The organism is Bosea sp. AS-1 (assembly GCF_002220095.1).
GTDB lineage: Bacteria > Pseudomonadota > Alphaproteobacteria > Rhizobiales > Beijerinckiaceae > Allobosea.
The window spans coordinates 4,782,642-4,801,048 of sequence record NZ_CP022372.1 but is presented as its reverse complement, the minus strand read 5'-3'; the positions used below and the strand labels follow the sequence as shown (position 1 = coordinate 4,801,048).

15 protein-coding genes are annotated in these 18,407 nt (G+C 66.4%); 10 read left to right on the top strand and 5 right to left on the bottom strand.

From position 1 onward, the window contains the following. Nucleotides 1-2: 2 nt before the first annotated feature. Nucleotides 3-869: a fumarylacetoacetate hydrolase family protein gene (locus CE453_RS24510; protein ID WP_248307869.1), complete on the bottom strand. Its 867-nt coding sequence runs from the start codon at nucleotides 867-869 to the stop codon at nucleotides 3-5. Between the two features lie 335 nt (nucleotides 870-1,204). On the opposite strand from CE453_RS24510, the gene CE453_RS24505 reads away from it, so the two are divergent. Continuing rightward, nucleotides 1,205-3,514 (top strand): molybdopterin guanine dinucleotide-containing S/N-oxide reductase, encoded by a 2,310-nt coding sequence (locus CE453_RS24505; protein ID WP_198302199.1) that lies wholly within the window; start codon nucleotides 1,205-1,207, stop codon nucleotides 3,512-3,514. A gap of 170 nt (nucleotides 3,515-3,684) precedes the next feature. Here CE453_RS24505 and CE453_RS24500 read toward each other — a convergent pair whose 3' ends face one another. The 4 genes from CE453_RS24500 to CE453_RS24485 form a co-directional block, all read right to left on the bottom strand. After that, entirely contained in the window at nucleotides 3,685-4,506 is an 822-nt protein-coding gene (locus tag CE453_RS24500) for an ABC transporter permease (RefSeq protein WP_089176957.1), read from the bottom strand. 44 nt (nucleotides 4,507-4,550) lie between these two features. After that, entirely contained in the window at nucleotides 4,551-5,492 is a 942-nt protein-coding gene (locus tag CE453_RS24495; protein WP_089176956.1) for an ABC transporter permease, read from the bottom strand. Between the two features lie 7 nt (nucleotides 5,493-5,499). Beyond that, on the bottom strand, nucleotides 5,500-7,104 hold the full coding sequence (locus tag CE453_RS24490; protein ID WP_089176955.1) for an ABC transporter substrate-binding protein: 1,605 nt from the start codon (nucleotides 7,102-7,104) through the stop codon (nucleotides 5,500-5,502). A 125-nt stretch (nucleotides 7,105-7,229) separates the two neighbouring features. Next, on the bottom strand, nucleotides 7,230-8,093 hold the full coding sequence (locus CE453_RS24485; RefSeq protein ID WP_248307867.1) for a LysR family transcriptional regulator: 864 nt from the start codon (nucleotides 8,091-8,093) through the stop codon (nucleotides 7,230-7,232). Nucleotides 8,094-8,440: 347 nt separating this feature from the next. Between CE453_RS24485 and CE453_RS24480 the strand changes: the two genes are divergently transcribed. From CE453_RS24480 to CE453_RS24440, 9 genes are all read left to right on the top strand, one after another. Beyond that, nucleotides 8,441-9,034, top strand: a complete 594-nt coding sequence (locus CE453_RS24480) for an ankyrin repeat domain-containing protein (protein ID WP_198302419.1) — start codon at nucleotides 8,441-8,443, stop codon at nucleotides 9,032-9,034. Nucleotides 9,035-9,043: 9 nt separating this feature from the next. Beyond that, nucleotides 9,044-9,517: a nucleoside deaminase gene (locus tag CE453_RS24475; RefSeq protein WP_089176953.1), complete on the top strand. Its 474-nt coding sequence runs from the start codon at nucleotides 9,044-9,046 to the stop codon at nucleotides 9,515-9,517. Further along, the gene (locus CE453_RS24470) at nucleotides 9,514-10,737 is read left to right on the top strand and encodes a cyanate transporter (protein WP_089176952.1); all 1,224 of its coding nucleotides are present in this window, start codon (nucleotides 9,514-9,516) and stop codon (nucleotides 10,735-10,737) included. The genes CE453_RS24475 and CE453_RS24470 overlap by 4 nt, the downstream gene beginning before the upstream one ends. A gap of 71 nt (nucleotides 10,738-10,808) precedes the next feature. Continuing rightward, on the top strand, nucleotides 10,809-12,005 hold the full coding sequence (locus tag CE453_RS24465) for an amidohydrolase family protein (RefSeq protein ID WP_089176951.1): 1,197 nt from the start codon (nucleotides 10,809-10,811) through the stop codon (nucleotides 12,003-12,005). A 124-nt stretch (nucleotides 12,006-12,129) separates the two neighbouring features. Further along, a complete protein-coding gene (locus CE453_RS24460) occupies nucleotides 12,130-13,293 on the top strand; it encodes an acyl-CoA dehydrogenase family protein (RefSeq protein ID WP_089176950.1) in 1,164 nt (387 codons plus the stop codon). Further along, a complete protein-coding gene (locus tag CE453_RS24455) occupies nucleotides 13,293-14,432 on the top strand; it encodes a CaiB/BaiF CoA transferase family protein (protein WP_089176949.1) in 1,140 nt (379 codons plus the stop codon). Before CE453_RS24460 ends, CE453_RS24455 begins: the two co-directional genes overlap by 1 nt. A gap of 20 nt (nucleotides 14,433-14,452) precedes the next feature. Then, the gene (locus CE453_RS24450; protein ID WP_089178128.1) at nucleotides 14,453-15,283 is read left to right on the top strand and encodes an HTD2 family dehydratase; all 831 of its coding nucleotides are present in this window, start codon (nucleotides 14,453-14,455) and stop codon (nucleotides 15,281-15,283) included. Between the two features lie 70 nt (nucleotides 15,284-15,353). Beyond that, nucleotides 15,354-15,659 (top strand): MmcQ/YjbR family DNA-binding protein, encoded by a 306-nt coding sequence (locus tag CE453_RS24445; protein WP_089176948.1) that lies wholly within the window; start codon nucleotides 15,354-15,356, stop codon nucleotides 15,657-15,659. A 208-nt stretch (nucleotides 15,660-15,867) separates the two neighbouring features. Further along, nucleotides 15,868-18,405, top strand: a complete 2,538-nt coding sequence (locus CE453_RS24440; protein ID WP_089176947.1) for a bifunctional acetate--CoA ligase family protein/GNAT family N-acetyltransferase — start codon at nucleotides 15,868-15,870, stop codon at nucleotides 18,403-18,405. The last annotated feature ends 2 nt before the right edge of the window (nucleotides 18,406-18,407 follow it).

Here is an 18,407-nt window from a genome sequence, read left to right as displayed (position 1 = left end):
GGTCAGACCTCGTCGGCGATGGTGTTGCGCAGCAGGCCGATGCCCTCGGCCTCGACCTCGACGACATCGCCGGGCTTCAGCCAGATCGGCGGATCGAAGCGCGCACCCGCGCCGGTCGGCGTGCCGGTGATGAGAATGTCGCCGGGGACGAGCGTGGTGAAGGTCGAGATGTAGGCGATGATCTTCCGGAAGGAGAAGATCATGCGGCTGGTCCGGTCGCTTTGGCGGACCTCGCCATTGACCCGGGTCGACAACGCGATGTCGGCGATCTGCGCCTCGTCGGTAAAGGGCACCAGCCAGGGTCCAAGGGAGCCGGACCGGTCGAAGTTCTTGCCCTGGGTGACGTTGAACTTGGCGTGACGCACCCAGTCGCGGATCGTCCCTTCATTGGACAGCGTCAGCGCTGCGATGTGGTTCAACGCATCGCGCTCGGCGATGCGGCGGCCGGCCTTGCCGATCACGATCGCGATCTCGCCCTCATAGTCGAGCTGCTCGCTTTCGGGCGGGCGGATCAACGGGCGGTCATGGGCTGTGAAGGAGCGCAGGAAGCGCGGGAACAGCGACGGATTCGGCGGCGCTTCCTTGCCGTCCTTGTACTCCGCATTACGGTCGGGAAAATTCACGCCGACGCAGATGATTTTCTCGGGGGCGAGCGAAGGAAGCTCGTAGCGGATACCATCGAGCGGCATGTCGGGAGCCAATGCGGCCCCCTTTTCGGCGAGGGTTCGGAAGGCTCCGCCCGCGACGACATGTTGCAGCGTAGGCCATTGCGCCCGGTGACGGGCCGAGAGGTCGACGACGCCGCCTTCGACGACCAGGCCATAACGCGCTTCATCGCCATGGGCGAAACTGACGAACTTCGAAACCAAGGGATGTTTCCTTGCAAACGGCGCCACGGGGCGCGCGGCTGACCCGCAGACGGGGGGAGGCGTTGCTGGGCGCCTCGCCTGGCCGACAAGTGCTGTCCGCCATCGCATCGCCGCTGCATCTATTTATCATGTTAAATAGATGCAGCTCTGAGCTGTCAATCCGTCCTTGGCTTCATGGCAGGGGCTCGGTTGGCATGTCCCCAAAACATGCGTGCCCATTGCGAATGCGTTGGCGCTCAGCGGCCTGCTGCCGTTAATGAGGACTGCGACGATCGCTTGACACTGGGCTGTGTCGGGGGGCGTCGTGAAGATCGTGACGGGATGGAGCGACCGGGATGTCTCTGGACGATGAGGGCGGGAACGGATTTCAGCCGCATACCTCGCATTGGGGCGTGTTTCAGGCCCGCATGCATGATGGTGAGCTTCAAGTCCGGCCTCATGCCGCCGATCCCGATCCAAACGGAATCATCGAGAATTTTCCGAGCGCGCTGCGACACCGCGCGCGCATCGCCCAGCCCATGGTCCGGCGCGGCTGGCTGGAGAACGGCCCGGGGCCGGACGCCCGCCGCGGCAGCGATGAGTTCGTGCCGATGTCCTGGAGCGCAGTGCTCGATCTGCTGGGAGGGGAGCTTCTGCGCGTTCGCGACGGCTTCGGCCCCGGCGCGATCTTCGGCGGTTCCTATGGCTGGGCGAGCGCGGGACGCTTCCACCATGCGCAGAGCCAGATCCACCGCTTCCTGAACGTCGCCTGTGGCGGCTACGTCAAATCGGTCAACAGCTACTCTTCCGGCTCCTCGCAGGTGCTGGTGCCGCACATCATCGGCGAATACGAGGACCTGACCAAACGCAACGTCTCCTGGGAACAGATCGCCGAGCACAGCGAGATCGTGCTTGCCTTCGGCGGCATGGCGCTCAAGAACTCAATGGTCGCTGGCGGCAGCGTCAGCAAGCATGTCGAGCGCGGTGCGATGCAGCGCGCGGCCGAGCGCGGCTGCGAATTCGTGCTGGTCAGCCCGCTCAAGGCCGATCTGCCGGACGAAGCGAAAGCGCAGTGGGTTTCGTCGATCCCCGCCAGCGACACCGCGCTGATGATGGCGATCGTCCACACGCTCGTCACCGAAGGATTGCACGACCGGGCCTTCCTCGAACGCTACACCGTCGGCTGGCCGGTCTTCGAACGCTATCTGCTTGGGGAGACCGATGGTCAGCCCAAGGATGCCGCCTGGGCCGCTCCGCTCACTGGCGTTGCGGCCGACGAGATCGTCGCGTTGGCGCGGCGGCTCGCCGGCAAGCGCGCGGTGATCGTCGTCTCGCATTCGCTGCAGCGGGCCGAGCATGGCGAGCAGCCGGTGTGGATGGGCATGGTTCTGGCGGCAGCGCTCGGCCAGATCGGTCTGCCCGGTGGCGGCTATGCCTATGCGCTCGGTGCCATCGCCTATTACGGGCGCCGCTTCAACGCGGTGCCGGTGCCGACCTTCTCGCAGGGGCGTAACGGCGTCTCCGACTTCATTCCGGTTGCCCGCATCGCCGACATGTTGCTCCATCCCGGCGAGAGCTACCGCTACAATGGCGAGACGCGCCGCTATCCGGAAATCAAGGTCGTTTACTGGGCCGGCGGCAATCCCTTCCACCATCACCAGGACCTGAACCGCCTGCGCAAGGCCTTCGCCCGGCTCGACACGCTCGTCGTCCATGAGCTCGCCTGGACGGCGACGGCGCGCCACGCCGATTTCGTCCTGCCCTGCACGATGACGCTGGAGCGCGAGGACATCGGTGCGAGCTCCAACGATCCGCTGTTGCTGCCGATGCGCCCGGTCGTCCCGCCCTATGGCGAGGCGCGCGACGATTACGCCGTCTTCGCCGATCTGGCCGAGCGCCTTGGTGCGCGCGAAGCCTTCACCGAGGGGCGCAGTGTGCGCGAATGGCTCGAATATCTCTACGAGCCGACCCGTACCGGGCTGGCAGCCAAGGGGTTGCCGGCGCCGAGCTTCGAGGAGTTCTGGGCGAGCGAGGGCTACGAGCTGCCGCAGCAGCCGGACGACGGAGGCAATCTGCGTGCCTTCCGCGACGACCCGGAACAGAACCCGGTGGCGACGCCGAGCGGCAAGCTCGAAATCTTCAGCGAAACCATCGCAAGCTTCGGCGAGGCGGATTGTCCCGGCCATCCGACCTGGCTCGGCCCCGTCCACGTACCCGATGACGCCGCGCCCTACGTCCTTGTCGCCAACCAGCCGCGCACGCGCCTGCACAGCCAGTTCGATTTCGGCGGCCACAGCACGGCGGCGAAGCATCGCGGCCGCGAAGTCGCGCGCATGCACCCGCAGGATGCGGCCCGTCGCGGCATTGCCGACGGCGATATCGTGCGCCTCTTCAACGAGCGCGGCGCCTGCCTCGCCGGCGTCGCGCTGACCGATGGCATCCGCCCCGGCGTGATCCAGCTCCCGACCGGCGCCTGGTACGATCCGGCCGATCCGACGGAGGAAAAGTCCCTCTGTGTTCACGGCAATCCCAACGTGCTGACGCGGGATATTGGTACCTCGGCGCTAGCCCAGGGCTGCACCGGCCAGCTCACCACGGTCCAGGTCGAGCGTTTCGATGGAAACCTGCCGCCGATTCAGGCTTACGAGCCGCCAGAGTCAAACTGAGGGAGCACCCAGGGGCGCTTGCCCGGCCGGCTATGACCGGCGGTTGCTGCGCCCCGCCGGCCGCGTAGCAGTTTGTACGCAAAAAAGGAGGCCCCGCCGGTGTCGTCGCGACGGGGCCAGTTCTTCCATCGGGAGCAGCCGAGCCGCTCCCCTGGGGAGGAGCTTTGCAGCTACATCCTCTTGAGCAGGCGCGGGTCGAGCGCATCACGCAGGCCGTCGCCGAGCATGTTGATCGCCAGCACGGTGAACGACAGGAACAGCGCCGGGAAGAAGATGATGTAGGGCTTGATCTGCCAGAGTGCCCGGCCTTCGGCCATGATGTTGCCCCAGGAGGGCGTGCTCGGCGGCACCCCGGCCCCGATGAAGGAGAGGGCGGCTTCGGCCAGGATCGCGACCGCGCAGATATAGGTGGCTTGCACCGCGATCGGCGCGAAGGTGTTCGGCAGGATGTGGCGGAAGACCAGCCACGGAACGCTGGCGCCAGCGGAACGCGCGGCTTCAACATAGAGCTCCTCGCGCAGGAAGAGCACGACGCCACGGATGAGGCGCACGACCCGCGGTGTCTCGGCGATGGTCACGGCCAGGATGACGTTCCAGATCGACGCGCGGTTGAGCGCGATCAGGGCGATGGCGAGCAGGATCGAGGGGATCGCCATCAGCCCGTCCATCACCCGCATCACGATGGCGTCGAAGCGGTGCATGAAGCCGGCGAAGACGCCGATCAGCACGCCGAGGATGGTCGAGCCGAGCGCCACCGAGAAGCCGACGATGAGCGAGACCCGCGTGCCGTAGAGGACGCGCGAATAGAGGTCGCGCCCGAGCAGGTCGGTGCCGAACCAGAAGGCGGCGGAGGGCGGCTTGGCACGATCGAAGGCCGAGACCGCCGTGGGGTCCTTGGTGCCGAGCCAGGGCGCGAAGATCGCGACCAGGATCAGCAGGGCGAGCACGGCGAGGCCGCCGGCGATGTTGGGGTGCGAGGCGGCGCGCTGCATCCAGCCGGGCCGCTGCGCCGCCGGGGCGGGAGAGGAAAGGGCGGTCAATAGCGGATCCTCGGATCGAAGACGGTGTAGAGCATGTCGACCAGCAGGTTCACCAGCACGTACATGAAGCTGAACAGCAGGATGACGCCCTGGATGACGGGATAGTCGCGCCGCAGGATGGCATCGACCGTCAGGCGGCCGAGGCCGGGGATGGCGAAGACGGTCTCGGTGACGATCGCGCCGCCGATCAGCAGGGCGACGCCGCTGCCGATGGTTGTGATGATCGGCACGGAGCAGTTCTTGAGCGCATGCTTGAACAGGAGCTTGCGGTTCTCGACGCCCTTGGCGCGGGCGGTGCGGACATAGTCCTGCTGGAGCACTTCGAGCATGGTCGCCCGGGTGATGCGGGCGAGCAGCCCGATATAGACGCTTCCGAGCGCCAGCGCCGGCAGGATCAGGCTTCGGACAGCCGGCCAGATGCCGTTCGACAGTGGTACATAGCCCTGCACCGGCAGCCACCGCAGCGAGAGGCCGAAGATGAAGGCGAGCAGGTAGCCGACGACGAAGGACGGCACCGAGAAGCTGAGCACGGCGAAGATCATCACCATGCGATCCTTGGAGCTGTTGTGCTTCCAGGCCGCGATGACGCCGATGGGCAGCGCGAGGGCGACCGAGATGACGAGCGTCATCAGCATCAGCAGATAGGTCGGTTCCAGCCGCTGCACGATCATCTTGGCGACCGGCTGGTTGGTGAAGATCGACAGGCCGAGATCGCCATGCAGCAGACTCCAGATCCAGTTCCCGAAGCGGATCGGGAACGGATCGTCGAGCTTGAGCGTGGCGCGAATGCGCGCGATGTCGCTCGCCGTGGCCTGGTCGCCGGCCATCAGCGCCGCCGGGTCTCCGGGCGCCAGGTAGAGCAGCCCGAAGACGAACAGCGCGACGAAGGCCATGACCGGCAACGAGGCGGCCAGGCGGCGAAGGATGTGAGACAGCATCTGCCGCTCAGCCCTGCGCTTTCATCGTGGTGAAGAGCGGCCGCTGCAGCTGGATATCGGTCAGGTTGTTCCTGTACCCGCTCACGGTGGCGAAGGCGCCGAGCGGGATGTACGGGACATCGATCAGCGCCTGCTTCTGGATCTCCTCGCAGATCTTCTTCTGCGTGGCTTCGTCCGGGGCATCGAGCCATTGCTGGCGTAGCTCTTCGAGGCGCGGTGCGGTGGACCAGCCGACCCAGGCGTCCTTGCCGTTGCCGCGCAAGCCGATATGGCCGACGGGGTTGAAGTTGCTCATGCCGGAGAGCGCGGTGAGGAACACGTTCCAGCCCCCCTTGTCCGCGGGCTCCTGGCTCTGGCGCCGCTGCATCAGCGTGCCCCAGTCCATCGCCTGGATATCGACGTTCAGCCCGACCTTCTTCAGCGTGTCGGCCGCGAGCAAGGTGCAGGGATGGGTCCAGGGGTAGTCGACGGGATCGAGCACCACGACCGGCTCGCCCTTATAGCCGGCCGTCTTGATCTCCTCGGCGGCTTTTTTGAGATCGCGCGGGCTGGTGAAAGCCTCGAGGCCAACAGTGGTTGCCATCGGTGAATCGGGGCTGAAGAAGCCGACGCCGGACTGCCAGAACGCCGCATTCTCCTCGCCGAACGTGCCGGCCATGATCGCCCGCTGGTCGACGGCCTTCAGCAGCGCCTGCCGGATGGCCGGGTTGTTGAAGGGCGGCTGCAGGTGGTTGAAGCGCATGATCGCGAAATTGGGCGTGGTGCGCGGCAGGAGCTTGATGTTGGGATCAGCTTTCAGCACGGGCAGGAAGTCGGCACCGACCATCTCGATGATGTCGACCTCGCCGGCCTGAAGCGCGGCGGCGGCGGTGGAGGCGTCGGCGATGATATGCCAGACGACCCGGTCGAAATGCGCGATCTTCGGCCCGGCCGTGTAGGAGGGCGGGAAGGAGTCGCTGCGTGGCTTGTAGCCGGCGAATTTCTCGAAGACGGCTTTCGAGCCGGAGACCCATTCTTCCTTGACGAAGCGGTAGGGGCCGCTGCCGATGCTCTCGCGGACCTGCTCGTTCGGGGAGGTCTTGGCCAGCCGCTCGGGCATCATGGCGGGCATGTTCGAGCCGCTGGTGGCGAGCGTCATCGGCAGCAGCGGGAACGGCTTCTTGAGCTTGAACTGGAGCGTCCGGTCGTCGGGCGCGGTCAGCGTCTCCACCACGGAGAGGAGGGCGCTGCCCATGAAGTCGCGCTTGCCCCAGCGCTGGATGCTGGCAAGGCAGTCCTTCGCCAGCACCGGCTGGCCATCATGGAATTGCAGGCCGTCCCGCAGCTTGACCGTCCATTGCAGCTTGTCCTCGGAGACGACATGGCCCTCCGCCATCTGCGGATGGACATTATAGTCCTTGTCGAAGCCGTAGAGCGTGTCGAACACCATATGGCCGTAGACCGCGACGATGGTCGAGGTGCTCCAGACCGGGTCGAGGATGTTCAGGTCGGCTTCGGGAATATAGCGCAGCTCCTTCTTGCCGGCGGCCTGGGCCGGTGCCGTGAAGATCGGAGCCAATTGGGCGAATACCGCCGACTGGGCGGCAAGCTTCAGAACGTCGCGCCTTCTCATCCTCATGGTGTTTCCTCCCCGTTATTCGGTCTTGTTGGGGAGCGATCATGATGCGGTGCGCTGCATGCGCAAATTAAATTATCCAATGCAGACTATTGGATATGTGCATGTTGTTGAGGCGACGTCTATCGTCGTGCGCCGCTGCTGAACCGCTCGGCCAGAATCGCGCTCATGCTTTCGGCCAGCTCGGCGACGGGTCCGCTCTTCTCCCAGGAATAGATCGAGGTCACCATCGCAGGCTCCTTGCCAAAGGGAGCGTAGGGGCGCAGGCGCCGGCCGGCGGCGGCCTCCATCGGCAGCAGCGACAGCCCGAGTCCGGCCTCGACCGCGACGAGCACGTTGTAGAGGCTGCTTCCCGAGAAGGCGATGTACCAGCGCCGCCGCTCCCGCTCGATCCGCTCGAACATCGCCTCGCGATAGAGCCCGCCGGGCGGAAAGGCGACCAGCGGCAGCGGGTCCGGCCAGGTCGCGGGTGCATCCGCGCCCTCGAACCAGGCCATGGGCTCCGGGAAGGTGGCGCGGTGGTCGGCGCTGGCGGATGCCTCTTTGACAACGGCGATATCGAGCTCGCCGGCGCGATAGCGCTTGGTTAGGTCGCGGCTGAGGCCGGCGAAGACGTCGAGCCGGATCTCGCGGTGTTGCCGGGTGAAATTGGCGAAGACCTTCGCCATGGTTCCTGTAACGATGTCTTCGGGCACGCCGATCCGGACCGAGGCCGTCCCGGCCGGGTCGCCGAGCATCGTTTCCGCTTCCTGCTGGAGCGCCAGGATGCGCCTTGCGTATCCCAGCAGCCTTTCGCCCGAAGCCGTCGGCCGGACCGGGCGCGCGACGCGGTCGATCAGCTCGAGGCCAACCGCCTCCTCCAGCCGTGCCAGCTGCTGGCTGATGGTCGATTGCGTCATGTTCAGCCGCTCGGCGGCCTGGGTGAAGCTGCCAGTGTCGGCGATCGCCGCGAAGGAGCGCAGAAGGCGTGGGTCGAGCATGGGCATGGTGAACCGAGGCTGGTGGTGACCTCCTGCCGGGCTGGTGCGGGAGGGATCTTATCATTCACAAATTCATTGATGTGCATCCAGATATTTAATTTTCATATGGGGGTAGGTGCCCCTATCTAGGATCTGGGCTGGTGCTCGCGTCCGGGCTCCGGGATATCGGATTCGGGTTCGCGTGAAGCGCCGTGTCGGTCGTTCGACAGGGGCGCCGGGCAACGCGGTGGGGCGGATTTGATCGCCCCACACCGGGGACGCTGCAGGAGGCGAAATTGCTCCGATCTTTGGCGATTCGCGCATTTGCTGTTCTCGTGACTGCTCTGTTTCAGATGATTGTTTCCGGAGGAGTCATGGCCGAGACCCAACTTCACGCCGCCGCGGCGAAAGGTGACGCCGCAACGGTCAAGATGTTGCTCGCCAAGGGCGTGGCGATCGAGGCGCGCGACAGCAGCGGCAGCACCGCGCTTCTGGTCGCGACCCATGCCAATCGGGTCGAGGCCGCAAAAGTGTTGATCGAGGCCGGCGCCGATGTGAACGCCAAGGACAATATCGCGGACAGTCCCTACCTTTATGCCGGCGCGCGGGGTCATCTGGACATCCTCAGGATGACGCTGGCGCACGGCGCCGATCTCAAGAGCACCAATCGCTTCGGCGGCACGGCTCTTATTCCCGCTGCCGAGCGCGGCCATGTCGAGACCGTACGGACGCTGATCCAGGCGGGCGTCGCCGTCGATCACGTCAACAGGCTCGGCTGGACCGCATTGCTCGAGGCGATCATCCTCGGCCAGGGCGGCGAGAAGCATCAGCAGATCGTTCAGGCGCTGGTCGATGCAAAGGCCGACGTGAACCTTGCCGACGGCGAAGGCGTCGGCCCGCTTCAGCATGCCCGCAGCCGTGGTTACGCGCGGATCGTGCAGATCCTCACCGCCGCGGGCGCCCGATAAGGAGCCGTCATGAGCGAGGCCCAACGTTTCCTGTGCGAGGCCATCGCGCTCGCCGAAGCCAATATGGAAACCGGCGGCCGGCCGTTCGGCGCGGTGATCGTCAAGGATGGCGCGGTTCTCGCGACCGGCGTGAACGAAATCCTCAGCACCAATGACCCCACGGCCCATGCCGAGCTGATGGCACTGCGTGCCGCGAGCCAGGCGCTCGGCTCGCCCAATCTTGCTGGCTGTGCGGTCTATGCCAGCGGGCATCCTTGTCCGATGTGCATAGCCGCGATGCGGCTCGCCGGCGTGGGCGAGGTCTACTATGCCTATTCCAACGAGGACGGCGCTCCATACGGCCTCTCCACGGCGGCGGTCTATGCCGATCTGGCGAAGCCTTTCGCCGAGCAGTCGATGAAGATCAGCCATGTTCCGGTCCGCCTGGAGGCGCACGCTGATCTCTATGCCGAGTGGAAGCGGAGGCAGGCCGGGCCTGCATGAGCGCCAGAAAGATCCATCCGGCTCCATCACGCCTGCTGCTGCTTGCCGTCGTCGTTCTGGTCGGCCTAAATCTCAGGCCGTTCCTGACCGGCATCGGGCCGTTGACGGCGCGCATCCAGGACGCGACCGGCCTCGATTTTCGGGCCATGGCGCTCTTCACCCTCGTTCCCATGGTGCTGATGGGCGTCTGTGCTCTCGCCGGCAGTTGGGTCGAGCGGGTCGCGGGGGCACGGGCGGCGGTCATCGGCGCGCTTCTCCTCCTCTGCGCAGCCGCGAGCCTGCGCCTCATCGTCGAGAACGGTTATGCGCTGATTGCGACCGCCGCCTTCTGCGGCATCGGTGTCGCGGTGGTGCAGGCTGTCTTTCCCGGCATCATCAAGGCGCATTTCCCGCGCCAGGTCGCGGTCGTGATGGGGCTCTACTCGGCCATGCTGATGGGCGGCGGCGCGCTGGGTGCACAAGTCTCGCCGCTCATCGCGGATTGGGCCGGAAGCTGGCATGTCGGGCTCGCCTGGATCGCCGTGCCGGCGCTGCTCGCTGCGCTATTGTCAGGCTTCGCCTTGCCGCGCGGGCGCACCGTGCGGGCGGGTGCATTGCGGACGGGCCTGTTGTTGCGCCGGCCGCGAACCTGGCTGCTGATGGCCTGCTTCGGGCTCGTGAATGGCGGTTATTCATCCATCGTCGCCTGGCTCGCGCCCTATTATCAAACGCTCGGCTGGACCAGCGCGGCCAGCGGTACTCTTCTGGCCGTCATGGCCGCGAGCCAGGCCGTCGCGGCGCTTGCCATGCCGGCGCTCGCGGCGCGGCGGCAGGACCGGCGCCCGTGGATCACGTTCGCGCTCGGCCTCCAGGTCGTCGGCTTCGCCGGGATCGCCTTCTGGCCGAACCTCGCCCCCTTGGGCTGGAGCGTTGTCGTCGGTGCCGGTCTTGGCGGCAGTTTCGCCCTGTCGATGGTAGTCGCGCTCGACCATCTGGAGAACCCGGCGGATGCCGGGGCCCTCTCGGCGCTGATGCAGGGCGGCGGTTTTCTTCTCGCCGGCATGGCTCCGTTGGTTGTCGCGGTCCTGCGTGACCGCAGCGGCGGCTTTGCCGCGGGCTGGCTCATGCATCTCGGGTTCGCCGCGCTGGTCATGCTCCTGTCCCTGCGTTTCGTCCCGCATGGCTACGCGCGCTCGATGAACGTCGCCGTCGGCGGGAGCCCGGCAGCGGTTCGCCCGTGAAGGGCGGCGGATCGACAAAGAACAACGCAACGCGCCCGGCAGCAATCCGGGTCTGGAGAGAGGAAACGCGAATGGCTGAAGAGCTTCTGATCCGGAATGTCCGGCCCGCCGGCGGTGCGGCGACCGATATGCTGCTTCGCGACGGCAAGATCGCGGCTTTCGGGACGGCTGCCGCCTCAGCCAATGCCGCGGTGTTCGATGCCGCCGGCCGACTGATGATCCCCGGCCTGATCGAGGCGCACACCCATCTCGACAAGAGCTTCTGGGGCATGGGCTGGCAGCGCCACACGGCCGGGCCGGCCCTGATCGACAAGATCGAGACCGAGCGTCGCAACCGCCGCGAGCTCGGCATCGACGCCAACCGGCAGTCCGGCCGGCTGGTCGCCCAGATGGTCAAGATGGGCACGACTCATATCCGCAGTCATGTCGACATCGACACCGAAACCGGCATTGCCGGCATCGAGGGCGTCATGGCCATGCGCGAGCGGCTCAAGGGCGTGATCGACGTCGAGATCGTCGCTTTCGGGCAGTCGGGCCTGCTCATCCGGCCCGGCACGCTCGAACTGGTCGACCGGGCGATGGCACTCGGAGCGGAGGTCGTCGGCGGCCTCGATCCCTGCGCGGTCGACCGCGATCCCAAGGGCCATCTCGACGCCATCTTTGGCATGGCCCAGAAATACGGCCGCCCGATCGACGTGCATCTGCACGAGCGCGGCGAGATGGGCGCCTTCTCGATGGACCTCATCCTCGAGCGCGTGCGTGCGCTCGGCATGCAGGGCAAGGTGGCGATCAGCCACGCCTTCTGCCTCGGCATGCCCGATGTCGATCATGCGCGCCGGCTGATCGAGGAATTGGCCAAGGAGCGCATCGCGCTCGTCACCACCGCCCCGGCTGCGTCGCCGGCGCCGTCGGTCATGGCCTGCCTCAAGGCCGGCGTCGTCATTGCCGGCGGCTCGGACGGCGTCCGCGACAGCTGGAATCCCTATGGCATGGGCGACATGCTGGAGCGGGCGACGCTGGTCGGCCTGCGCAACAATTTCCGCCGGGATGAGGAGATGGAACTGGCGCTCGACGTCTGCACCTACCAGGGGGCGAAGATGATGGGAATCGCCGATTATGGCCTCGATATCGGCTGCGATGCCGATCTGGTCATCCTGCCTGGCGAAACCTTGGCCGAAGCCATCGTGGAACGGCCCGCCGACCGTACGGTCGTCAAGCGCGGCAGGATCGTAGCCCGGCACGGCGAGCTGACCGCTCCGATCGCCTGAACCTGGCCGCCCTCGCCGCCGTGGGCCCATGTCCCGCGGCGGCGAGATGGTGGCATGCGGTCCCGGCTCTTTCCCGCCATGCGCTGATTTGGGCATAGTCCGCCGAACAGGCGGGACTTCGACTATGCACATGATTGCGGACGAGCAACATCAGGACATCAGGGATGCGATCCGCGATCTCTGCGCGCAGTTTCCGGCCGAGTACCATCGGAGGATCGACGAGGCGCGTGGCTATCCTGAAGAATTCGTCGATGCGCTGACCAAGGCCGGCTGGATGGCGGCGTTGATCCCGGAAGCGTATGGCGGTTCGGGTCTCGGCCTCACCGAGGCTTCCATCATCATGGAAGAGATCAATCGGGCCGGCGGCAACTCAGGCGCCTGCCACGGCCAGATGTACAACATGAACACGCTGGTCCGGCACGGCTCCGAAGAGCAGCGCCGAAAATACCTGCCCAAGATCGCGAGCGGTGAGCTGCGCCTGCAGTCGATGGGCGTGACCGAGCCGACGACCGGCACGGACACGACGAAGATCAAGACGACCGCGGTGAAGAAGGGCGATCGCTACGTCATCAACGGCCAGAAGGTCTGGATCAGCCGCATCCAGCATTCCGACCTGATGATCCTGCTGGCCCGCACCACCCCGCTCGATCAGGTCGCGAAGAAGTCGGAAGGGCTGTCGATCTTCCTTGTCGACCTGCACGAGGCGCAGGCCAAGGGCATGACTGTCCGTCCCATCCTCAACATGGTCAATCACGAGACCAACGAGCTGTTCTTCGACAATCTGGAAATTCCTGCCGGGAACCTGATCGGCGAGGAGGGGCAGGGCTTCAAATACATCCTCACCGGCCTCAATGCCGAGCGCACGCTGATCGCGGCGGAGTGCATCGGCGACGGCTACTGGTTCATCGACAAGGTCACGGCCTATGCCAAGGAGCGCGTCGTCTTCGGTCGCCCGATCGGCCAGAACCAGGGCGTGCAGTTCCCGATCGCTGAGAGCCTCATCGAGGTCGAGGCCGCGAACCTGATGCGCTTCGAGGCCTGTCGGCGCTACGACGCACACCTGCCTTGTGGCGCACAGGCCAACATGGCGAAGTACCTCGCCGCCAAGGCATCCTGGGAGGCTGCCAATGCCTGCATCCAGTTCCATGGTGGCTTCGGCTTCGCCTGCGAATACGATGTCGAGCGCAAGTTTCGCGAGACGCGGCTCTATCAGGTCGCGCCGATCTCGACGAACCTGATCCTGTCCTATGTCGCCGAGCACGTCCTCGGCCTGCCGAGGTCGTTCTGATGACCACGACCCGCCGCCCGCTGGAAGGGCTCATGGTGGTGGCGGTCGAGCAGGCCGTCGCGGCGCCCTTTTGCACCTCGCGCCTGGCCGATGCCGGCGCGCGGGTCATCAAGATCGAGCGGCCGGAGGGCGATTTCGCCCGCGGCTATGACGATGTCGCCAAGGGCCAGTCGAGCTATTTCGTCTGGCTCAATCGCGGCAAGGAATCGCTTGTCCTCGATCTCGCCTCGGTTGAGGGCAAGGCGATGCTGCGCGGCCTGATCGACAAGGCGGACGTGCTCGTCCAGAATCTCAAACCCGGCGCGCTCGCCCGCCTCGGCTTCGGTCCGGAGCAGCTGCGCCAGAGCCATCCGCGTCTGATCTGCTGTTCGATCAGCGGCTATGGCGAGACCGGCCCCTATGCCGAGCGCAAGGCCTATGACCTGCTGATCCAGGCGGAATCCGGCCTGTCCTCGATCACCGGCGGGCCGCAGGAGCCGGCGCGCGTCGGCCTCTCGATCGTCGATATTGCGACAGGCGCCACCGCTCATGCGGCGATCCTCGAGGCGCTCATCGCGCGCGGCATCACCGGCGAGGGCGCGGATATCCGCGTCTCGATGTTCGATGTAATGGCGGATTGGCTGACCGTGCCGCTGCTGCATCAGGAAGGCGGTAAGCCGCCACAGCGCATCGGTCTCGCCCATCCTTCGATCGCGCCCTATGGCGTGTTCCTGACGCGCGATGGCAGGCAGATCCTGATCTCGATCCAGAGCGACCGGGAATGGGCGAAGTTCTGCGCGGGCTTCCTTGCCCAGCCCGAATTGGCGACCGAGCCCCGCTTCGCCCGCAATGTCGAGCGTGTGCGTAACCGTGCCGAGACCGATGCGATCGTCGCCGCAGCCTTTGCCGGTTTCGACGAGGCCGGGGCCCGAGAGGCTCTGCTGCGTGCCGATACCGCCTTCGCGGCGGTCAACGACATGGCCGCGCTCGCGACCCACCCCCATCTGCGCCGGATCGCTGTGGAGACGGAGGTCGGGCCGGTCTCGGTCCCGGCGCCGGCTCCGATCGTGATGGGCGATGCGCGCGCATACGGCCCCGTCCCGGCGATCGGTGAGCATGCCGCCCTGGAGGATCGAGAATCGGAAAGGCGCGCGTCGTGACCGGCGGGACGAAACTGGACATGGCCCATCTTCGCGGCTGGATCGGGCGCGAGGATGTCGGAATGGACATCGTCAGCGACGATCTCGCCCGGAAATACCACGCCACCTTCGACCGTCCGGGCGAGGCGCCGAAGGCGGGCGAGATTGTCCCGCGCCTGATCCATTTCTGCCTGGCGCAGCCGGCGGCGCCGACGGCTGTGCTCGGCCCGGACGGTCATCCAGCTCGCGGTGGCTTCCTGCCGCCGGTGCCATTGCCACGCCGGATGTGGGCGGGCGGTGCCTTCATCTTCCACGGTGACCTCAGGGTCGGTGACGCGGTAAAGCGCATGTCGCGGATCGCGGATGTCGTGCTGAAGGAGGGCCGCACCGGCACCCTCTGTTTCGTCACCGTGCAGCATCGCGTCGAGGCGAACGGAACGCTGGTGCTGGAGGAGCGTCAGGACATCGTCTACCGCGACCTCGACACCGCCGGAAGCGCCGCGAAGCCGCCGCCGATTGCCGAGCCCGGCACGCATCGGCGCTCGATGAAGGCCGAGGCGCCGCTGCTCTTCCGCTATTCCGCGCTGACCTTCAACGGCCATCGCATCCATTATGACCGCCGCTATGTCACGGAAGTGGAGGGATATCCGGGCTTGATCGTTCACGGTCCGCTCCAGGCAGCCTTGTTGTGCAACTACGCTGCCGAATTGCGCGGTGCGCCGCCGAAGCGCTTCAACTTCCGCGGTCTCTCTCCGCTCTTTGACGACGATGCTTTCGCGCTGCACGCGGACGAAGAAGACGTTGGCTTGAAGCTCTGGACGGCCAGGCAGTCCGGCCAGCTCTGCATGATGGCGGAGGCGCAGTGGACATGAGCGCGCTGCCGTTGCGCGGGGCTGCAATGCGCAAAGCAGCGAAGGGCAGCAAGGGCACGGAGACCGACGCATGATGGCTGAGGCTTTCCGCGACATCGCGCTGTCTTTTGCGGGCACCAGCGAGCAGCCGCATTTCGAGCGAACCGCCTTCAGGGTGCGGCGCATCTATGCGACGGTCCCGCCCGACGGCCTTTCGGCCAATCTTTGCCTGGACCCGGACGGGCAGGATCACTTTGTCAGCCTGCGGCCGGACCTCTTCTCGAAGGTCCCCAACAAATGGGGTGATAGAGGGTGGACTCGGCTCGCCTTGCCGTCAGCCGATCCGGATGTGGTCATGTCGGCTCTGCTCCATGCTTGGCGGCTGGCCGCCGCCTGATTGCGGAGCCAAGTAGCGTCACCCTAGCTGGTCGGGTCGGGCCATCAGGTTCGCCAGTGCGGATGATGACACTCGCCCTCGCAAATCTGCCGCGACGCTGCAAAAATCGGGAGCTACTCTTCCATGAAGCTATGGCGGCATTCGCGGTCATGGTTCCCCGGCCGGAGGTGCATCCGCCGGTGCCGCTGAAAATGGAAACGGCCGACTGATGACGCTCGCTCTGCTCAGACGCGCGCTCGAGCCCGCACGGATTGCCGTGGTAGCGGGCTCGCCAGAAACGGATGTGTTGGCGACGCAGGTCAGCGCCGGGTCGTACCGCGGCGAACTCGTCGTGCTTCCCGGCGTAAAGCCCCTGTCGTCGATGCAGCCCGCCGACCTCCTGATCGCGCCCGCCGCGGTTGCGGAGCAGGCATTGGCGGCCGTGGCGAGCCGCGGCTGGGCCGGACTCCTCGTGCCCGATGGGGATGCTGCCGACAGCGTGCGGCTGCGGGCCGCGGCGAAGGCTTCCGAGATCAGGCTGATCGGGCCATCGTCATTGGGGCTAGCCGTACCACGTCTCGGCCTCAACGCGACAGCTGTTCCGGTGCGTCTCGCGGCCGGCTCGCTCGCTCTCGTCGCTCAGTCCAACTCCGTCGCGGCCGGCATCCTGGCTTGGGCCGCGAGACGTGGCATCGGGTTGTCGGGAGCTCTCATTCTGGGCGAGGGCGCTGATGTCGATATCGCCGACAGCCTCGACTATTTTGGCGCCGACCCGTCGACGCGGACCATCTTGCTCGCGATCGACGATGTCACCGATGCCGCGCGCTTCCTCTCCTCGGCTCGTGCCGCCGCGAGGCTCAAGCCGGTGCTGGTCCTGAGGCCGCCCCGTCGCGAGCCGTCATGGCCGGCCTTGACGCATTCCGCCCTGATCGTCACCAGCGACGCGGCGCACGATGCGGCCTTCCACCGGGCTGGCCTGCTGCGGGTCAATGACCTCGACGAGCTTTTTGCGGCTGCCGAGACGCTCGGGCGCGCCCGTGCCGCCGATGCGGGACGCCTCGCGATCGTCAGCAATGGCGATGGCCTTGCGGCACTTGCCGCGGCGCGATTGCGGCAGGCGGGTGGTGCGGAATTGCCGAACCATGAGCCAGAGATCGTCCGGACGGCAGATGACTATCGCACGGCGGTAGCCCGTCTGCTGGCCGCAGACGATGTGGACGCGGTGCTCGCGCTGAATGCGCCGGTCGTTCCCGCCGACTCGGCCGATTGTGCACGCGCTGTCGCCGAGGCCCGCTCCGCCGCGCCAGCAGGTAAGCCCGTGCTGGCAGTGTGGGTTGGCGGCGGGGAGGAGATCGCGGCAATCTTTGCCGCTGCCGGCATTCCGTCCTTCGCGACGGAGCAGGAAGCGATCGTCGGCTTTCAGCATCTGACGCGCCACGCGCGGCTGCTCAAGGAACTGATGGCGACGCCGCCGGCGCTCGACGCCGGCGCTCAGCCTGACACCGCCGCTGCGGTCGCGCTCGTCGACGCGGCGCTCGGAGAAGGTCGCAACTGGCTCGAGCCGGACGAGGTGGCGCGATTGCTGTCCCTCTTCCGGATTCCCACGCTCGGCTTCGTCATCGCTGCTGACGTGGATGCTGCCGTCGAAGCGGCACAGATGCAGTTCGCGGCCGGACGCACGGTCGCGCTGAAGATCGTTTCTCCGGATGTTGCGCATAAATCGGATGTCGAGGGCGTCGCGCTCGACCTCGCCAATGCACCCGCAGTCCGAGAGGCTGCCGGCCGCATGCTCGAGCGCCTGCGCGTGCTACGCCCCGAGACGCGGCTCACCGGTTTCATGGTCCAGCCGATGGCGCATCGCGCCAAGGCACGAGAGCTGATCGCGGGCTTTTCGGTCGATCCCTGCTTCGGGCCGGTTGTCGTTTTCGGGCGAGGCGGCACGGCGGCCGAGCTGATTGCCGATACCCACGTCGCCTTGCCGCCGCTCGATCTCGCCTCGGCCGAAGGCTTGATCGCGCGGACGCGCGTCTCCCGCATCCTGGGGGCCTATCGCGACGTTCCCGCAGCCGACCGGCGGGCCATCGCCGCCGTGCTGGTGGCATTGGGAAACATCGCCTGCGAACTGCCGCAGATCCGCGCGATGGATCTCAACCCGATCCTCGCAGATGCCAGCGGGGCTGTCGCGGTGGATGCGCGCGTCGTGCTGGAGCCCGATCCCGCCCGTCGCCGTCGCTCGGCGATCCGGCCTTATCCCGCGACATGGACATCGCATCTCGCACTGGGGGAGCGGCGCTTCTTCATTCGCCCGATGAAACCGGAGGATGAGCTTCTGACCGGCGCGATGCTGGCGCGGGTGACGCCGGAGGATCTGAGGCTGCGCTTCTTCGCACCGCTGAAATCCTTCAGCCATGCCTTTCTCGCGCGGCTGACCCAGCTCGACTATGCGCGGGAGATGGCCTTCATCGCCATCGAGGAAGGAACCGGTGAGGCGGCCGGCGCCGTGCGGCTCCATGCCGACCCCGGCCATGTCGAGGCCGAATACGCAATCCTGCTGCGTTCCGATCTGAAGGGCATCGGGCTCGGGCGAGCGCTCATGGAACTGATCATAGACTGGGCCAGGGCCGAGAAGGTGCATCGCATCCACAGCCAGGTCCTGGCTGAGAACGGGCCCATGCTGGCGCTCTGCCGCAACCTGGGGTTCGAGATCACGCTCGACCCTGACGACATCTCCGTTCGGCGCGTGGCCCTGAAACTCGACCCGGCTTAGGG